Below are 17,641 nucleotides of genomic sequence, written 5' to 3'. Positions count from 1 at the left end.
ATGCCTAATTATTTTGTCATTAACAACCCTACCGCTGGTAATGGCGTTCACTCAAATATTGTCACCAACATCAAAAGCACGTTAAATATTGTAGCATGGCATGATACCAATTATGCTGGACATGCGATATATTTAGCCAAAAAACTAGCCAAAACCATTGATGATCCAAAAGCAGTTGTTCTCGTTATCGGTGGTGATGGCACGTTAAACGACGTACTAAATGGGTTACTGCAATTTAAGCGTGATGCTAAGCTACCTATTGCCTATATACCAACAGGTTCAGGTAATGACTTTGCTCGTGGTGTGAATCTTGGAACAGCTGAACAAGCGTCTAATCACCTTAAAAACGTCACTCACTCTCAAATGCTTACCATCGGCAAAATTGATGGTGATGCACCACATCGCACAACTAAATACTTTATTAACAGTATTGGCATCGGATTTGATGCTGCAGTTGTTGCGCAGACAAATCAAACAACTTTAAAACATCGTTTAAACAAATTAGGACTTGGTTCACTCAGTTATCTGCTGTCTGTCTTAAACGTTTTTTTCAAACAGCATGATTTTCAAATGACAATGATGAATGGTGAAGATTATATTCAAATACCTCACGCATTTCTTGTAACATTAACAAATCAAGCCTACTTTGGTGGTGGTATTGCTATTTTACCAGGTGCAGATGTTCATCAAAATGAACTTGATATGGTGGTTGCTGAAAAAATGTCATTCATTCAGTTTTTATTAATGTTTGCCGCCCTAAAAAAAGATGGTGGTCATTTACAATTCAAATCTGTCCATAAAATACCCTTGGCTCGCGGTGCCAAAATTCACGTTCGTGACATCCAACCTGGTCAAATAGATGGCGAAGAATTAGGGAATGGCACATTTTCGTTTAACATTGATTATCAAACTTATCCATTTTGGTTATAACAATAAAAAAGGTTTAGTCATCATGCAATAGCTGATGGCTAAACCCTTTTTCAATTAAAACGTCCTAATCTTTCTGCTTGATGCGTAACACTCACAATCAACTTTCGCGAAATTAAATGCTGACTAGCCTGTAAAACTAACTCATCATCATAAAAAACGGCTGCAATAGCACTCACTGCTGTTGGAATAACACTATTGGCATGACCATGTAAAAAAGCATTTTCCATGGCTTGCATGTAACTATCACTATTAAGTAATGACCAAATAATTGCTTCCAAAGTACTTGCACTGCGACCGTCTAATTTAATGTGATTAACTGGAATATTAGCAAAATCAGGTAAGTTTAATTCTTCAAATGCCACTAATTCTGATTCAAATACCTTATGCCGCGAATAATATTCAAAACCAAAGGCCAAACCATTTTCTACAGCATCACGTAGATTTTGCCCGTCTAGTATTTGACTAATAATGAGACTAAGCATGCCCACACTGACCAATGATCCTTCATCATTATGGGTCAAGCCAGCAATGCGATGCAATGTCAACATGGCTGTTTCATCATTAATAAATGATACACCATATTCGTGATGTAAATACAGTGCCACTGGTAACATTCGAACCAATATATTTTCACTATCTGCTATATCTTCAAGAACGCCAGAGGCTAGTGTATCTCTGTTTTTAGTGTAGTTGTCCATTGCCTGTTTCGTGACTGCGTCAACATGTTGTACTGTATTTTCCGGTACAAACTGACGCCTCTTATACCAATTTTGAAAATGATTCATGACATCAGTTAACTGATAGCCACGTGACAAACTGGCAATTGTTGTTAAAGAAAGGCTCGTTTGTGATCCCCAGCTTAACTCATTAGTAAATTGAACCGGTGCTTGTAATAACTCATCCTGCTGGCTGCTAGACAGTTGCGTCATACTTTCACCTATTGCCATACCAAACATTAAAAGTTGTATTGTTGATTGCTTTTTTACCATATCTTATTTTAACATACACGCTATTTTAAAAATTACAATAGCGCCTTAATTTCATCAATTTTGTCTAATGCTTCCCAAGGCAAATCGATATCTGTTCGACCAAAATGACCAAACGCAGCTGTTTGCTTATATATTGGTCGACGTAAGTTTAAATGGTTGATAATTGCTAATGGTCGGAAATCAAATAATTGTGATGTAATATCGCGAATTTTTGATTCAGAAATTTTTGACGTACCAAAAGTGTCGATATTTAATGACACTGGTTGTGCGACACCAATAGCGTACGCAACTTGTAATTCTAATTTATCAGCCACACCAGCTGCAACTAGATTTTTAGCGACATATCGTGCAAAATATGCAGCTGAACGGTCAACCTTGGTTGCATCTTTACCTGAAAATGCGCCACCACCATGATGCGCAGCACCACCATATGTGTCAACAATTATTTTTCTGCCAGTTAAACCAGAATCAGCCTGTGGTCCGCCAAGTACAAAACGCCCAGAAGGATTAATATAATAGATTGTATTGTCATCAACTAAATCTTGTGGCAAAACGGCATCAATAACCAATCGACGAACATCTGCTCGTAATTGATCAAGCGTTACCTCTTCATCATGTTGTGTTGACAAAACAACTGCAGCAATACGTATAACCTTATCATTATCATCCAATTCAACACTCACTTCAGCTTTAGCATCCGGACGTAGATAAGACACTGTGCCTGCCTCACGTACATCGCGAATTTTTCGCATCAAACGGTGTGACAAAGCTAATGTTAATGGAATATAGCTATCAGTTTCATTTGTTGCATAACCAAAAACCATACCTTGATCACCAGCACCCAATTGTTCAGGATCATCATCAGCGTTGTCAACTGCTTGCGAAATGTCGTCTGATTGTTCAACAATTTTATTTGAAACGTTAACAGAATTAGCTGTGAAACCGAGTTCAGCTTTATTATAACCAATCTCGCGAATTGTATCCGTTGCAATTTGTCGTACGTTAACATATGCTGATGTTGATAATTCACCAAAAATAGATACATCACCAGTTGACGTTGTTACTTCGACGGCTGAGCGTGCATGTGGGTCTTGCTCAAGCACTGCATCCAAAATAGCATCGGCTATTTGATCGGCTATTTTGTCAGGATGTCCTGCGGAAACTGATTCTGATGTGAAATACTTTGTCATGTGAAACATGACCTCCTTAAAATTTCAAAATAAAAAGCTACTGGTCGCAAATGAAAAAGCGCGCACCAACGATTAGTCGGTACGCGCTAACGTGACGACTATCTGTACAGATGGACCACCGTGCTGAAATATGGTTTCATATTTGACCGGTTGGTGTAGGGTTATCGTGCTGTATCACTCGCCTACTCTTGATAGCTGTTTTAAATTGTATCTCTAGAATAGCAGACGTATAGACAAAATGCAAATCAAATTATGGACTCATTATTTTTTTAGTCAACCAGCATCTCCTACAAAACAAACAGTTTAAAAGCTATAATCAATGATCTTATCTTAATAAAAACAGTACGCAATAACGTAAATTTAGGGTACAATATTAATTATGGACAGTCATACTAACCAACAACAATCACATCTTCTACCTGATGGTCGACCAATTCCCCGACGTATCACAACTAACCCGCAAGAAAAACGGCACTACGAAAATTTCACCCCAGCTGGTTTTTTTGATTGGCGCCGCTGGATACCATTAGCCGTTATTGTTATCAGTTTAAATATTATTTGGTGGCGTCAACCGTTACTACATACAAAAGCATTATCAGGTGCTGGCATTACTTGGCAACTGATCCCGTTATTTGGTTATACCGTTACAATTGCGATTGCGATGGCACTGATGATGACCCAAAATTTTCGTAGTATTTCAAGCTATTTATTCTTAGTATTGAGTATCCTGTTTACATTTAGCTCGCTGATTCAAACACGGCATGAAATATTTACCTTACTCCTCTTGCTTAGTATTTTCTTTATTGCCATACAACAAACTTGGTTAGGTCTACAAAATTTTCTAGGATTACTATTGTTAAGTATTTTAGCAACTTTTGCGATTCCGATTAGCATTTTCTATATCACAAATAATTTTTTAACTCACCGTTTTATATGGCAACTTTTGCCAATGTTGTTTGGATTTGGCTTCTACTTCACCCCGATTTTAATGCCAAACCCCGATGGTCGTAAATTAAGTATTTTAACATTAGGCCTGTTCTGGGTTGCAATACTGAGCCATAACGTTGGCATCAGCACAGTATTTATTATTATTTTCAGCTTAATTGCTTTCATTTTACAATTTGTCAAAGCAAAAATTGGCAATTGGCAGCATATGGGTTATGTGCTTTTAATGGCATTGTCAATGCTATTAATCTATCATTAAAAAAGTTCGCTACACAATGTAGCGAACTTTTATTTTAGCTTATTATACAGCGGTAACAATAATGATATGGCCTCTGTTATTTGAGATAAGTCTGTGTCGTCTTTAAACTGTTTGTCGCCGCGTAACAACTTAATACCGACTAATACCTCACTATGCTTTATATTAGCAAAACGCTGCACAGCGGCATCATACGTTGTCAAAGTCAATGCAGTTGAATGATTGACCATATGGTCTGTACTTAACACAAAATTATTAGCTAATTTTGCAATCATTTCTCTAGTAGACATCATTTTAGAAACAATCGTTGCTGTCTCCTTTGGCTTCATGTTCTCCTCTACTGCAAGATAAAGATAGACATGATCCGCCCAAATACCAAGTTCAAGGTGTGGCATCATTTTATACCCACGTTTATTTGGTGCAAAAGCTACCCATGTGTTGTCCGGTGCATTCGTTGTGCGACGCAAATGTTTGGCAATATGTGCATACCATTGTTGCCCATTTGTATTTAATATTGGTAAAATTATTTCAGCTGACTGTTCAAATTTTGGATCAATAATAGTCCTAATAAGTGTCATTCTATCAGTTAACGATGCCACATCAAATATCTCAAAATCACTATCTTTAAACATTATTTATACCTTAAAACTTTCTAAATCTTGCTGACACTGACTTGCTTTAGCACGGTCAACCATTGAATTAAAACATAACCAATCACTAAGATGGTTGCAATTAAATTTAACCAAATGAGTAGCACAATAATAGCACTCATTGATTGATAGAAATCATACTGTTTGACAGCCAAATTAGTGTACCATGTAAAACCAATATTCAAAACGTTTAGCGCAACAACTTCTATAAAACTGCCAATAGCAACAAATCTCAGTGGCGCACGTCCTTCTTTTGTTGGTAATAAATAATTCATCATGATCAACGCTAACCACATACCAAGCCAAATCAGCCATCTTGTTTGATGCTGTAAAAAAGACGTCCATTGGTTATTCGGTATTTGTTGTAAGACAATTGTCAATATATTACTACCAATCATTAACACACCAAAGGCAGCAATAGTAATTAACAACCAAACAAACGACCAGAATCGAGACAACAAATTACTAATACGATCTTCGACATCAGCAATACGATTAAATGATATTCGAAAAACTGCAATCACTCTTGACACTGTCCACAAAGTAAATAGTACAGAAAAAGAGAGTAACGAGGTGCTCTTAGAAGATAGCACTGACTGTAAAATTGGTAAGACAATTTTTTCAATATCTCTTGGTAACATATTTTGTATCAATGATATGATATTTGTTTGACTGACATTCGTCATTGAGATAATGATTGCAGTGGCTATCAGCATAGGAAAAACAGTTAATAACGCAAAATAGGCAAAAGTTGGGCCAACATAACCAACTTGCGCACGTAAAAACAACGTTCCTAAAGTTGATAATTTTAACTTTTTATCCAATTTTTGCCAAACTTGTTTCAATTGATTTAACATAACTCTATTATGCCAAATTTTTACGATGCGCGTATTACAAAATTATTTTAGAATAGTTTTCCAATGCCATAATGTATTGCAATCGTAAGCAAACCAATAATAATATTACGAATCATTGCACGCTTAACCAAACCATTAGACAATTTGGCACTCAACAAACCGGTTAAACCAACAGCAACTACCGTAGCTGCTATTGTTGCAATAAATTGATACCGTACAGGTGACAAAATCAATGCTGCTAATGGAAACACACCACCAATTGCTGCACTAAATAATGATGCCCAAGCTGCAGACCAAGGATTCATATAATGACCTAAAGTAATGTCGTATTTAGTACTCAACATTGTTTCCAGTGGCTTTTTACTCAATAATTCATCTGCAATGGATTGCGCCGTTGTACGTGTTACCCCACGGTCAACATAAAAATTTTCAACTGACTGATGTTGTCCAGCAAAATCTGTTTTTAATAGTTCACGCTCTTGTTCAACGACAACCTTTTCGCTGTCTGACTGTGAACTCACCGAAGCATATTCACCAGAAGCCATTGATAAGGCACAGGCCATTAAATCAGCTAAACCTGCAATGAAAATAGCAAAATTATTTGTCGTTGCAGCCGCAACTGAAAATAGAACACCAACAACCGTTAAAATGCCATCATTTGAACCTAAAACGCCTGCACGAATAGCATTCAACCGTTCATCCATTGTCGCTTGTTCTTTTTTGACATGTTCTTTTTTAAGCTTTATATCCATGTTTTAACTGTGCTTATAATTTTTCAATTAACTATAAGCACCCTCCTCTCATCTAAATAATGACCCAATTGCATAAGTAACAATCATTGTAAATACACCAGCGACAACGTTTCTTAATGCCACACGTTTTTTATTCGCACCATTTAGAGATGCTGCTGCATATCCTGTTATGGCTAATGCAATAATGACTGCAATAAAAGTTGCTACTTCACGCATATTCTTTGGTGTTAATGAAATGGCTACCATTGGCAAAATAGAACCAATTGGAAAGCTAATTAACGACGCTAACGCTGCACCACCTGCACTTAATTCATGATCTAGTGAAAATCCATAACGTTCACGTACCGTGGTTGTTAAAGCATCTTTTGTCATCATTTCTTCAGTAGCCTGTTGCGCTAAATGTGGTGAAATACCATCAGCCACATATTTTTTGGTTACATAAGAAAATTCGCCATTATAATCTGTTGCAAGCGCGTCAGTTTGAACCCGTCTTACCTTCTCTTGTGCATCATGCTGTGAGCTGACTGACACATACTCACCCATTGCCATCGATACCGTGCCTGCTAGCATCCCCGCAAATCCTGCTAGTAAAATCGTATCAGTATGGCTTGTAGCCCCAGCTACACCTAAAACAATACCAGACACTGATAAAATACCATCGTTTGCACCCATAACTGCAGCTCTAATTAAATTGTTACGTTGCATTAAACTTTGTTTATCCATCATTTCCCTCTTTTAGAATTATTCTAATTTAGTTATACCAAATTTTAGAGAAAAAATCAAGTTAATTAGAAACATTCTATATTACGTGGTATAATATTTTATAATATAGGAGGTTATATTATGGCAGACAAAACGCTACGTGACATACTACAGGCTCACGGTTTAAAATCAACTTTTCAACGATTGTCAATTTTAGAATACCTAATGACACATGAAACACATCCAACAGCAGAGATGATTCATGATGATCTTAGTGACATTAGTCTAGCAACCATATATAACACACTTGATAAATTAGTCGATGTTGGCATTATTATTGTGATTGATACACTTAAAGATGATAAACGACATTATGATTACTATGGTGAGCCACATTATCATATTATCAACAGCAACACAAACGAAATTATCGACGCAGATAATTTCGATGTCGCGCCACTTTTTGAAGCTGCCCGTCAAGTCAGTGGATTAAACATTACTGGATTTCATATTGAAATTTACGGTGTTGATCCCGATCAAGCAAAATAATAGCAATCACATAAAAAACGTCAACAAACTTAAAGTCTGTTGACGTTTTTATCGTTATTCTTAATACAACATAACTCATTTTCAAAATGCACTCAAATTTACATACCTGAGTTCATAATTTTAGCGACTGCTGTATGAATTTTTTCAAGATATACTGATTGATCTTGTTCTGATTTTTCGTATTTTTGTGCATCAATTGTTTGATCAGCAACGATCACAGCATCAGCCATTAATTGTGTGGCCTCAGCATATTTCACGTAGGCTGATGTTAATGATTTGTGCACGCCAAGTAAACGAATAGGTGCTGATGCAGTAGTAAGCTGTGTTGCATTATGTTTATAATTTTCTACCGTATCTTCAAACTCCGCCTTAATTTCAGCGAACTCTGCCGTTGGTATTTCTGCAATTCTATCAGCTTGTTTCGCATCGTCTAACTTTGTAAAGAATGGTGTCACATGCGTTGCCGTTTCTTCAGTATTCGTTAGCACGTTTTGTAACGTCTGAATGTATATTTGTGCTTGTTTTGGATTGAATTTTGCCAATGTCCTAATTATCCCTTATTAAAAATTTTTCGTTGTATGAGTTTTACTATCTCGACAATAATTATAATACTTATTCCCGCAAATAGCACGATTGCCCATTGATAACTATCTAAATGAGAAACATGGAATACTGGATTTAGTGCTGGAATAACCACGACTGCCGCCATAACAACCAGTGACCCAAGTAATGCCCAATTAAATAGTTTGTTTTGGAATGCCTGTTTTCCAAGCATTGAACCATAAACTGATTTGACGTTAATAGCATTAAACATCTGCATTAAACCTAATGTCATAAATGACATTGTCAATGCATCGCGATGTGCTTCTGCGTCAGCTAGATGCACTGGGTAGGCTAATGCAAAACCGTAAACTGATAATACAATCACTGCTTGTAGGATACCTTGCCAGACAATTGCTGCCCCAACACCACCTGACAGGAAGCTTGCGCTGCGTCCTCGTGGTTTTTGTGTCATCACATCTTTTTGTGCCGGCTCAACGCCTAAAGCAATAGCAGGCAAGGTGTCTGTAACTAAATTAATCCATAATATCATGATTGGTGCTAAAATATTCCAACCCAACAGCGTCATCACAAAGATTGAAATGACTTCAGCCAAATTTGATGCTAACAGATACTGTAGTGCCTTTTGTATGTTAGCAAAAACTTTTCGTCCTTCTTCAACAGCATGGACAATTGTTGCAAAGTTATCATCAGCCAAAACCATGTCTGAAGCACCCTTTGATACTTCTGTACCTGTGATACCCATGGCAATACCAATGTCTGCTGTTTTCAGTGCGGGTGCATCATTGACACCATCACCAGTCATGGCTACAACTTTGCCCTTCTTTTGCCAAGCACTGACAATTTTAACCTTATGCTCTGGTGCAACACGTGCATAGACACTATACTTATGAACATTTGCCGCGAACTCGTCTTCTGTCATATTGTCTAAGTCAGAACCGGAAATGACAGCCGTTTCTTTATCTTTTTCATCCAATATACCAAGACGAATCGCAATGGCGGCAGCCGTATCACGATGATCACCTGTGATCATCATTGAGCGAATGCCTGCTTTTTTAGCCTCAGCCACAGCTTGTGCAACTTCTGGACGTTCTGGATCAATCAAACCAGTAAATCCAGTAAAGACTAAGTCATTTTCGACTGTTTCTGATGTCATCTCTTCTGGTAATGCATCAGACAATTTGTAAGCAAATCCTAATACTCGTAAAGCTTGGGTTGCTAATTCTGAATTAATTGATAATAATTTAGCGCGAATATCATCTGAAAGGGGCACAATATTGCCAGCCATTTCAATCTTTGTGGCCCGCTTCAATAGTTCATCTGGTGCACCTTTAACAGTTATAATATAACCATTTGGCGCCGGGTGAACTGTGGACATTAACTTACGCTCTGAATCAAACGGTATCTCTGCCAAACGTGGCATTTCACTAAATAATGTATCAATGTCACGACGATGGTTTTCATTGAAGGCGATTAAAGCTGTTTCTGTAGGATCACCAATATAACCATTTTCCGTACGTTTCGTATCATTATTTAAAGCTAAAATATCTGCCAAACGGCCAAATGTACCTGTTAGAGGTTCAGTTGTAGCCGCATCGGATATCTCGGCATTAACAACAATCTTTTCAACTGTCATTTTGTTCTGGGTTAATGTCCCTGTTTTGTCAGAACCAATAATATCAGTGGAACCTAATGTTTCAACAGCAGGTAGTTTACGTATCAAAGCATTACGTGCTGCCATACGAGTTGTGCCAAGTGCTAATGTAATTGTCACAATAGCAGGTAATCCTTCAGGAATAGCTGCCACAGCTAATGAAATCGATGTCAACAGCATATCAATAATTGTCTCTCGACCACGTGCTAAGCCAACAACGAAGGTAATGGCAGCAATGACCAAAATCAAGTAAGTCAATATACGACCTAATTTAATCAGGTTTTCTTGTAATGGTGTCTTAGTTTCATCTGCAGATTCCAACATGCCTGCAATATGACCCATTTCCGTTGCCATACCTACGCCAACAACAACTCCAATACCACGGCCATAAGTGACATTTGTATTCATAAAGCCAAGATTTGTACGATCTCCCAATGGCAAATCAGTATCTGATAAAGTCGTCGCCACTTTGTCAACTGGGACAGATTCGCCTGTTAATGACGCTTCTTCTATTTGTAATGAGGCAGATTCGATAATACGAATATCAGCAGGTACAATGTCACCAGCTTCTAAACGGACCACATCCCCTGTTACTAATTCTGTTGATTTGACAGACATTTCTTTGCCATCACGAATCACATTAGCATTAGGCGTGGACATTTCTTTTAAGGCATTAATCGCATCTTCTGCCTTTGCTTCTTGAAAGACACCAAAAACAGCATTGATAATCACAATCGCTAAAATAAAGATGGCATCCACTAATTCACCAGTAAATGCCGCTACAACAGCTGCTACTAATAAAATTGCAATCATAAAATCTTTAAATTGATTAATGAATTTTTGGAAAAGTGTGGTTGAAACGGCTTCTTTCAGTTGATTAGGACCATCAGCAAGAAAGCGTTTGGTGGCCTCGGCCTGTGTCAAACCCCTTTTTTCATCTGTTCGTAAATCAGACAGTACTTTCGTGACCTCTTGATTATATAATGGCTGTTCTGCCATAACTTCCTCCTACGCACACTGCGCCCTATACTCTGTGGGTTACTTCAAATAAAAAAACTCTTGCAAATGTAGCTGAACAAATTTGTGCCAGCCATTTACATGAGTCTCACCATTTAAGATAGTACCGGAACTAATTGTTCGATATAAGCAACAAAAAGTTGCTCGCTTTGACGGTATTATCGCGGAAAATCCGCCAGTTACTCCCTCAGGAATTTATTATAAGCCCATTGTACCAAAACACACAGTTCGACGCAAGTTTTGAACGATCGCTATTCTGATCATATAGCTGATCAGTCTCAAAAAGCGCCACCACCGCCACCGCCGCCACCGCCAGAATAGCCACCAGAAAAACTACCGCCATTACCAGAAACATTGCTTTCAAAACTAGCATTTGTTTGAATGTTATTCGCCAACTTCACTGACCAATTGGCACCAAAACTACTATATATCATATATACTGGCAAATTAATTACTGACACATTCTCATTTTCAGCCCAAAGTTTGAGTGTTTTTGCTACCTGATTTGCTTCACCAAAAATAACGGCATAAGCAAGTAATTTGTCCCATAACTGTACATCAAGTACTGTTTTGTCATCAAGATTTGCAATATCGTGTAACATCGCTGCAAAACCTGTCCACTGCCATTTTTCAGTGACACCATCGGGCACAGTGAAGAATGTCGTTGATTGTTGCCCTATAATCAGCAATCCTACAAGTCCTATGATAAACATACTGCCCGCCACTAACCATAATTGCCAAATATCACTATAGTTAGCCATAAACAGCAACCCGATGATGGCACTGCCACTAACAATGCTTAGTAACGCCATCATCAAAATTTTAATACGCGTTATTTTATTTGTCATCACTGAATCAATTATACTGTTTTTAGCTTCAGCAGCACTAATTTCGCGTTGAAAGGCATCAATACCTTTATGAATGCGTTTTGACACACGTGATTCTTGTTCTTGAAATTCATGTTGATAAACAATCGTTCTTTTTTTGCCAAAAATCATATCAATCAACAAACTTTCAAATTGACGTAAGCCACTCTCATCGACTACACGATAAACGGCATTGTCTACATCACTAACATTTTGATAAGTGATCGTCACTTTTTTACGAGCAATCAAGTCCATCAGAGTAGCTACTATAACTTTAGATACATCAGCTTGTTGTCTAATACGGGCATTAATTAATGCTGGGCCTATGTCATTTGGTATGTCATAAATGTGAACAGTGTTCATATTTATACCACTCTTTTGCTGTGCTTGTAATAAATGATGACGAATTCGAAATTTGTACCAAATAGTTACTATAACCGTAGCTATGAAAACAAGCGGTAGCACAATAAAGCCAAAAATAGCAATCAATTGCAGTGCCTTATTATGCTTAATTGTTCGTTCTGCCTCTGTTTGTGATATAATTTTTGCGCGCTGACCTGATTGAATATTTGTATTCAAGGGTGTTTGCGACTTATCAAAATAAGTATGTAATTCTAGTATCTGATTTGCTTTAACGCGCGCTGTTGTCACACGTAATTGTGCGCGATTTTTATTGACAGTCAGGTGACCAATCGAACTGCCATGTACCCAACCCTTGAGTGTTTTTGCCGGTTGATTAGGCAGGAACACAGTAATCTTGACATTTTCTAATGTTTGATCCCAATTTGAAATAATTCGCCAATTGAGTTCAGAGACATCGTCCCAATTTATGATCATATTTTGTAGCTGATAGGTATATTTGACCGTTATATCGTCGTCTGCTTTAATTGGATAGTAGACCTTTTCTTGCACACTTGCGTTTGTTTTTGACGTCACGTACCCAATATTTGCGTTGCCAACTCGCGGCGCAATTGCTTGCGCTTTTGCACCATTACGAGCAACAGTAATTGTTTGTAATCCACCCCATTGGTATGGTTTATTACCATTTATAGGCCTGTTTAAACTTTCTTTTAGATATACGCCATTCATATCATCATCAAACTTGTAGGTCACAGTCTTATCAATCGTCGCCGTACCATTTTCTGCGATGTGAACATCTTGTTCATAATTTGTCACGCGATAATCGGCTTGCACGGTTTCCAAGCCGATTAATACTGTCAGTACTGCGGCAATTATAAATTTAATAAATGTCTTCATATTATCCCCCTATTGCTCATATTATAACAAAAACCATCTTTCAAACCAATTAAATTACCTGCCTAACGATTGCTTTATTTTAAAAAATGTCACTTACCCAAAAAAAGCTACGCCACTAATCAAAATAGCGTAAAATAAGATAGTAAAATTTATTTGAAAGGAACAACAAAATCATCAATGATGATTTTGTTTACACTTTTTATCATGTCTGAAATCAGCACACATCCGATTCAAGAACGTCTGCCAATTGCCTTACTACTGGCTACCAATTCTGGTTTCGTTGATGCCTATACTTTTCAGTATCACGGCGAACGCTTTGCCAGCCTGCAGACGGGTAATATTATTCAAGCAGGTATCTCACTCGCCAGAGGCCAATTTAGTTATTCTACAAGTTTTCTCATGCCAATTTTGTTTTTCTTGTTAGGGGCAGCCTTTAACAATGTTCTAAAACACATAGTCAAAGCCAAAAGATTATCCACACAACAGCATAGTTTGATTATAGAAATAATTGGTATTAGCCTCGTTGTCTTTATTCGGACACAGATATCTAGTACCACATTCATTACCTTATTATCTTTTTTCTTAGCTATGCAACTAGATGCCTTTCCAAAAGTGAAAGGTTTACCGTTTACTAGTGTCATGTCAACAGGTAATTTACGTAATGTCGGTGCTAATCTAATCACTTATTTTTATACAAAAAATAGAACAAATTTACACAATGCTAATTTATTTTCATTAATTATTCTAGCATTTTTATTTGGCGCCTTTGTATCAGCGCTAATGTCAACTTATCTTAATCACTTCACATTACTTGGTTCGAGTGTTATTTTAATCACTATTTTCGGTTTACTTTTTGATTATTCAAAAAAGTAGTTGACAAATCTCAAGCTTATGAGTATTATAGAGTTTAACGATTTTAGAAATAAACAAGTTGAACAGAAAAGTAACAATTAAGCAAACCTTAGAAAGCTAATGGTTGATGTAAATTAGCGTGCGTGCAATTGTGAAAATGACCTGTGATTGGTGTTAACGAATTGGTTTACCATTTAGTTGACAACGGTTTGGCCCACGTTACTGGGCACACCATTCGGCTAGGATCATCTCCCGATGCCCGATGGTTAGTGAGCAAGCTTCTAGTAATATTAGCTGACAACTCAGAATGGTAACGCGCTTTTTTAGCCGCTTCTGTATTTAAGTGTACAGTAGCGGCTTTTTTTGTGCCACACTACTGTATGTGACTTGTTTATTTTTAAAATCCATAGTGTATCATTGCAAAAAATATTTGGGAGAAAAATTATGAGTAAGCTAAAAAATTGGGTTATTGGTGGCGTAGCTGTCGTCGTCATTGGTGGCATCGCCTATGCTACCTTTGGCCACAAATCTGCTACAAAATCAGATAACAAAACCGTCACAGTCGGTATTATGTCAGGTTCAAAACAAGATACTGCCATCTGGGATTCAGTATCTAAAACAGCCAAAAATAAGTATGGCATTACCCTAAAATTCAAACAGTTCTCAGACTATAATCAACCAAATAAAGCCTTAGCTGCTGGTGATATTGACATTAATGCCTTCCAACACTATGCTTTCTTAGACGCATCAAACAAATCAACTGGCGATAAGATTGTTTCAATAGGCGATACCGTTATCTCACCTATTCGTTTATATTCAAACACCTACAAGAAAGTATCAGAATATAAAACGGGCGACACTATTGTCGTGCCAAATGACACGTCAAATGAAAGTCGATCATTGTATGTTTTGAAGGCTGCTGGACTGATTGACTTGAAATCTGGTTTAACTACAGCAACGGTTAAAGATATTACCAAAAATCCAAAAGCATTAAAAATTAAAGAATTAGCTGCTGATCAAACTGCACGATCATTATCAGATGTGCAGGGGGCAGTCGTTAACGGCACGTACGCAGATACTGCTGGCTTAGACTATAAAAAAGCAATATTTGTTGAACCAATTAATAAAAATTCTCATCAATGGGTTAATATTATAGCGGCTAAAAACTCTGACAAAAATAAGCAAGTTTTGAAAGATGTTGTTAAGTCATATCATACACAAACAACTAAAGATGCTATAAACAAGGCCTATGATGGTGTTGAACTTGCTGCTTGGGACACCGATTTTAGTAAATAATCGTACCCTACCTACACATTAAAATGGAGACTAATTATGAGTAAAAAAACAAATTGGATTATCGGCGGTATCGCCGTCGTTGTTATTGCTGCTGGCGCCTATCTAACTTTTGGTCACCAAAGTAGTAAATCTTCTGAAAAAACTGTGACCATTGGTGTTATGGCTGGTGATAAAAATGAAGATGAAATTTGGAAATCTGTTAGTAAAACTGCTAAAGATAAGTATGGCATTACCTTAAAAACAAAAAAGTTTACTGACTATCTTCAACCAAACAAAGCCCTTTCTGCTGGTGATATTGATTTGAATGCCTTCCAAAACTATCCCTATCTAGCTAATTGGAATGACCAATATAAAACAAATATTGTCGCTATTGGCGATACATGGACGACACCACTTCGAATTTATTCAGACAAATATAAAAATGTTTCAGATATCAAATCAGGTAATAAAATCACAATTGCTAATGACCCGACTAACGAAAATCGTGGTCTACATCTCTTGGCCGAAGCTGGCTTAATTAAAGTTAAAGATACAACAAAAGCAACACCAAAAGATATTACTGAAAATCCAAAAAATCTAAAGATAACGCCAGTTGATGGTTCACAAACTGCATCTTCTCTCAAAGACCCAACTATTGGCGCATCTGTTATCAACACCAACTTTGCAAAATCAGCTAAACTAGATGTTGACTCAGCCATTTACATTGAGAAGTTAAATAAAGAGTCTCAACAATACTTTAACTTTATTGCAGCTAACAAAAAAGACAAAGATAAGCAAGTTTATAAGGATGTTGTCAAATCATTACAAACTGACAAAACTAAATCACTTGTTAAAAAGTTTTATGGCACCGCCCAAATTACTGTTTGGGATTATAAAAAATAACAACATGAACGATCAATCTGCAAGTTACTTTGCAGGTACATAACGTTTTATAGGAGAAAATGCGATGAATATTCGTCAACAATATATGACACTCCTGGAACAACTTGTTGCAATACCTAGTGTCTCGGCACTCGAGACAAATTTGCCAGAAACTGCAACTATTATTGCAAATGAATTTCGTAAACTCGGCGCGCAAGTGATTTATGACGATACTTACTTTGCACCTTTTGTTGTCGCTAAGTTCTCAAGCCATAATTCCAATGCCAAAACGCTCGTTATTTATAATCATTATGATGTTCAACCAGCTGAACCATTGAATTTATGGCAATCTAACCCTTGGACTTTGACTGCGCATGATGGCAAACTGTATGGACGTGGTGTTAATGATGATAAGGGTAATCTCACTGCAAGGTTAGCGGCTATAGCAGAATATTTAGCTGAAAATAACCAAGAATTACCTATAAATATCACTTTTATTGTCGAAGGCTCAGAAGAAACTGCCTCACGTTATTTAACAGAATATCTTGCTAAGCACAAAGATCAGTTACAAGCCGACCTCGTTATTTGGGAGTCAGGTGGTAAAAATGCAGATGACATTATTGAAATATTTGGTGGCAACAAAGGTATCGTTACTTTTGATTTGTCTGTCACAACTGCAGCCAACGATTTGCACTCATCTCTGGCTGCAGTTGTAGATTCTGCACCAATGCGTTTATCTCGTGCCATTGCTAGTTTATTCGATTCACTTGGAAACATTACTGTGCCAAACTTTTACGATGATGTTGTGGCACCAAATGATCGCGAAAAAGCACTTGTGCAGGCATTACCATTAACCAGAGAATCACTCATTGCACAGCATGGTTTAACCGCACCACTCTATTCTGATCGCAATGGCAACGATCTTAAAGAAACATTATATTTTAAACCAACAATTAACATTGAGGGTATCACATCAGGTTATAATGGTAATGGTGTTAAAACAGTGTTACCTGCCAAAGCTACTGCTAAACTAGAATCACGTTTAGTGCCTAATATGTCGCCAGACTTAACCTTACAACGTATAGCTGATCACTTAAAGACGGTTGGTTTATCTGATATTGTGATTACCAAAACACTCGGTCAACCTGGCTATCGTAGTGACATGTCTGATCCCGAAATATTACGTGTGATAACTGTCGCCGCTACTTATTATCATGTCTCACCAGTAGTTATTCCCACATCACCTGGTACAGGTCCTATGGCGATTATTCACCACGCGCTACAAGCGCCCATTGCAAGTTTTGGCGTTGGTTATGCCGATACAAAAGATCATGCACCTAACGAAAACATCCGCTTATCGGATTATAACCAACACATTGATGTGATAAAGGCGCTTATCAAAAGTTATGAGCCATAGTCAACTATCACATCTATTGGTTTAAAGAAGGAGTCAATAA

At 37.3% G+C, this 17,641-nt stretch carries 16 protein-coding genes and 1 other annotated feature; of the genes, 7 read left to right on the top strand and 9 right to left on the bottom strand.

Going from position 1 to position 17,641, the window contains the following annotated elements; all coding sequences use genetic code 11:
- Complete coding sequence (locus tag K5Q14_RS06590; RefSeq protein ID WP_220735037.1) at window positions 1–930, top strand: diacylglycerol/lipid kinase family protein; 930 nt, start codon at window positions 1–3, stop codon at window positions 928–930.
- A 50-nt stretch (window positions 931–980) separates the two neighbouring features.
- On the opposite strand, the gene K5Q14_RS06585 is transcribed toward K5Q14_RS06590, so the two are convergent.
- Both K5Q14_RS06585 and metK read right to left on the bottom strand, forming a co-directional pair.
- Window positions 981–1,919 (bottom strand): ADP-ribosylglycohydrolase family protein, encoded by a 939-nt coding sequence (locus K5Q14_RS06585; RefSeq protein ID WP_220735036.1) that lies wholly within the window; start codon window positions 1,917–1,919, stop codon window positions 981–983.
- 32 nt (window positions 1,920–1,951) lie between these two features.
- Entirely contained in the window at window positions 1,952–3,109 is a 1,158-nt protein-coding gene (gene metK, locus K5Q14_RS06580) for a methionine adenosyltransferase (protein ID WP_220735035.1), read from the bottom strand.
- Window positions 3,110–3,488: 379 nt separating this feature from the next.
- On the opposite strand from metK, the gene K5Q14_RS06575 reads away from it, so the two are divergent.
- A complete protein-coding gene (locus tag K5Q14_RS06575) occupies window positions 3,489–4,313 on the top strand; it encodes a hypothetical protein (RefSeq protein WP_220735034.1) in 825 nt (274 codons plus the stop codon).
- 29 nt (window positions 4,314–4,342) lie between these two features.
- Here K5Q14_RS06575 and K5Q14_RS06570 read toward each other — a convergent pair whose 3' ends face one another.
- Genes K5Q14_RS06570 through K5Q14_RS06555 form a run of 4 tightly spaced genes read right to left on the bottom strand, consistent with a single transcriptional unit; the run spans window position 4,343 to window position 7,292 of the window.
- The gene (locus K5Q14_RS06570; protein ID WP_220735033.1) at window positions 4,343–4,942 is read right to left on the bottom strand and encodes a DUF1054 family protein; all 600 of its coding nucleotides are present in this window, start codon (window positions 4,940–4,942) and stop codon (window positions 4,343–4,345) included.
- A 20-nt stretch (window positions 4,943–4,962) separates the two neighbouring features.
- A complete protein-coding gene (locus K5Q14_RS06565; RefSeq protein ID WP_220735032.1) occupies window positions 4,963–5,817 on the bottom strand; it encodes a YihY/virulence factor BrkB family protein in 855 nt (284 codons plus the stop codon).
- Between the two features lie 47 nt (window positions 5,818–5,864).
- Window positions 5,865–6,569, bottom strand: a complete 705-nt coding sequence (locus K5Q14_RS06560) for a VIT1/CCC1 transporter family protein (RefSeq protein WP_220735031.1) — start codon at window positions 6,567–6,569, stop codon at window positions 5,865–5,867.
- Between the two features lie 48 nt (window positions 6,570–6,617).
- Window positions 6,618–7,292, bottom strand: a complete 675-nt coding sequence (locus K5Q14_RS06555) for a VIT1/CCC1 transporter family protein (protein ID WP_220735080.1) — start codon at window positions 7,290–7,292, stop codon at window positions 6,618–6,620.
- Between the two features lie 120 nt (window positions 7,293–7,412).
- Here K5Q14_RS06555 and K5Q14_RS06550 point away from each other — a divergent pair, with 120 nt between their 5' ends.
- Window positions 7,413–7,820 carry a Fur family transcriptional regulator gene (locus K5Q14_RS06550; RefSeq protein ID WP_220735030.1) on the top strand — a complete coding sequence of 136 codons (408 nt, stop codon included), beginning with the start codon at window positions 7,413–7,415 and terminating at the stop codon, window positions 7,818–7,820.
- 98 nt (window positions 7,821–7,918) lie between these two features.
- Here the strand turns inward: K5Q14_RS06550 and K5Q14_RS06545 are convergent, their stop codons facing one another.
- From K5Q14_RS06545 to K5Q14_RS06535, 3 genes are all read right to left on the bottom strand, one after another.
- A complete protein-coding gene (locus K5Q14_RS06545) occupies window positions 7,919–8,362 on the bottom strand; it encodes a chemotaxis protein (protein ID WP_220735029.1) in 444 nt (147 codons plus the stop codon).
- An 8-nt stretch (window positions 8,363–8,370) separates the two neighbouring features.
- On the bottom strand, window positions 8,371–11,034 hold the full coding sequence (locus K5Q14_RS06540; protein WP_220735028.1) for a cation-translocating P-type ATPase: 2,664 nt from the start codon (window positions 11,032–11,034) through the stop codon (window positions 8,371–8,373).
- Window positions 11,035–11,330: 296 nt separating this feature from the next.
- The gene (locus K5Q14_RS06535; RefSeq protein ID WP_220735027.1) at window positions 11,331–13,175 is read right to left on the bottom strand and encodes a DUF2207 domain-containing protein; all 1,845 of its coding nucleotides are present in this window, start codon (window positions 13,173–13,175) and stop codon (window positions 11,331–11,333) included.
- Window positions 13,176–13,379: 204 nt separating this feature from the next.
- Between K5Q14_RS06535 and K5Q14_RS06530 the strand changes: the two genes are divergently transcribed.
- The 4 genes from K5Q14_RS06530 (at window position 13,380) to K5Q14_RS06515 (ending at window position 17,601) form a co-directional block, all read left to right on the top strand.
- Window positions 13,380–14,048: a YoaK family protein gene (locus K5Q14_RS06530; RefSeq protein ID WP_220735079.1), complete on the top strand. Its 669-nt coding sequence runs from the start codon at window positions 13,380–13,382 to the stop codon at window positions 14,046–14,048.
- Window positions 14,049–14,097: 49 nt separating this feature from the next.
- Window positions 14,098–14,365: a binding site (T-box leader), on the top strand.
- 106 nt (window positions 14,366–14,471) lie between these two features.
- Window positions 14,472–15,323 carry a MetQ/NlpA family ABC transporter substrate-binding protein gene (locus K5Q14_RS06525; protein WP_220735026.1) on the top strand — a complete coding sequence of 284 codons (852 nt, stop codon included), beginning with the start codon at window positions 14,472–14,474 and terminating at the stop codon, window positions 15,321–15,323.
- Between the two features lie 36 nt (window positions 15,324–15,359).
- Window positions 15,360–16,205 carry a MetQ/NlpA family ABC transporter substrate-binding protein gene (locus K5Q14_RS06520; RefSeq protein ID WP_220735025.1) on the top strand — a complete coding sequence of 282 codons (846 nt, stop codon included), beginning with the start codon at window positions 15,360–15,362 and terminating at the stop codon, window positions 16,203–16,205.
- A 64-nt stretch (window positions 16,206–16,269) separates the two neighbouring features.
- Window positions 16,270–17,601, top strand: a complete 1,332-nt coding sequence (locus tag K5Q14_RS06515) for a M20/M25/M40 family metallo-hydrolase (protein WP_220735024.1) — start codon at window positions 16,270–16,272, stop codon at window positions 17,599–17,601.
- Window positions 17,602–17,641: the final 40 nt, after the last annotated feature.

It is taken from the genome of Leuconostoc inhae (assembly GCF_019656015.1).
Classification (GTDB): Bacteria; Bacillota; Bacilli; order Lactobacillales; family Lactobacillaceae; genus Leuconostoc; species Leuconostoc inhae_A.
The sequence above is the reverse complement of the archived record's forward strand: the minus strand, read 5'-3'. Positions and strand labels throughout refer to the sequence as shown.

What these genes read in the sequence shown, in the direction of transcription:
- K5Q14_RS06520 (WP_220735025.1), top strand. Translation starts at nt 15,360, where the DNA reads ATGAGTAAAAAAACAAATTGGATTATCGGCGGTATCGCCGTCGTTGTT.
- K5Q14_RS06575 (WP_220735034.1), top strand. Translation starts at nt 3,489, where the DNA reads ATGGACAGTCATACTAACCAACAACAATCACATCTTCTACCTGATGGT.
- K5Q14_RS06535 (WP_220735027.1), bottom strand. Translation starts at nt 13,175, where the DNA reads ATGAAGACATTTATTAAATTTATAATTGCCGCAGTACTGACAGTATTA.
- K5Q14_RS06515 (WP_220735024.1), top strand. Translation starts at nt 16,270, where the DNA reads ATGAATATTCGTCAACAATATATGACACTCCTGGAACAACTTGTTGCA.
- K5Q14_RS06530 (WP_220735079.1), top strand. Translation starts at nt 13,380, where the DNA reads ATGTCTGAAATCAGCACACATCCGATTCAAGAACGTCTGCCAATTGCC.
- metK (WP_220735035.1), bottom strand. Translation starts at nt 3,109, where the DNA reads ATGACAAAGTATTTCACATCAGAATCAGTTTCCGCAGGACATCCTGAC.
- K5Q14_RS06550 (WP_220735030.1), top strand. Translation starts at nt 7,413, where the DNA reads ATGGCAGACAAAACGCTACGTGACATACTACAGGCTCACGGTTTAAAA.
- K5Q14_RS06525 (WP_220735026.1), top strand. Translation starts at nt 14,472, where the DNA reads ATGAGTAAGCTAAAAAATTGGGTTATTGGTGGCGTAGCTGTCGTCGTC.
- K5Q14_RS06540 (WP_220735028.1), bottom strand. Translation starts at nt 11,034, where the DNA reads ATGGCAGAACAGCCATTATATAATCAAGAGGTCACGAAAGTACTGTCT.
- K5Q14_RS06560 (WP_220735031.1), bottom strand. Translation starts at nt 6,569, where the DNA reads ATGGATATAAAGCTTAAAAAAGAACATGTCAAAAAAGAACAAGCGACA.
- K5Q14_RS06555 (WP_220735080.1), bottom strand. Translation starts at nt 7,292, where the DNA reads ATGGATAAACAAAGTTTAATGCAACGTAACAATTTAATTAGAGCTGCA.
- K5Q14_RS06590 (WP_220735037.1), top strand. Translation starts at nt 1, where the DNA reads ATGCCTAATTATTTTGTCATTAACAACCCTACCGCTGGTAATGGCGTT.
- K5Q14_RS06565 (WP_220735032.1), bottom strand. Translation starts at nt 5,817, where the DNA reads ATGTTAAATCAATTGAAACAAGTTTGGCAAAAATTGGATAAAAAGTTA.
- K5Q14_RS06570 (WP_220735033.1), bottom strand. Translation starts at nt 4,942, where the DNA reads ATGTTTAAAGATAGTGATTTTGAGATATTTGATGTGGCATCGTTAACT.
- K5Q14_RS06585 (WP_220735036.1), bottom strand. Translation starts at nt 1,919, where the DNA reads ATGGTAAAAAAGCAATCAACAATACAACTTTTAATGTTTGGTATGGCA.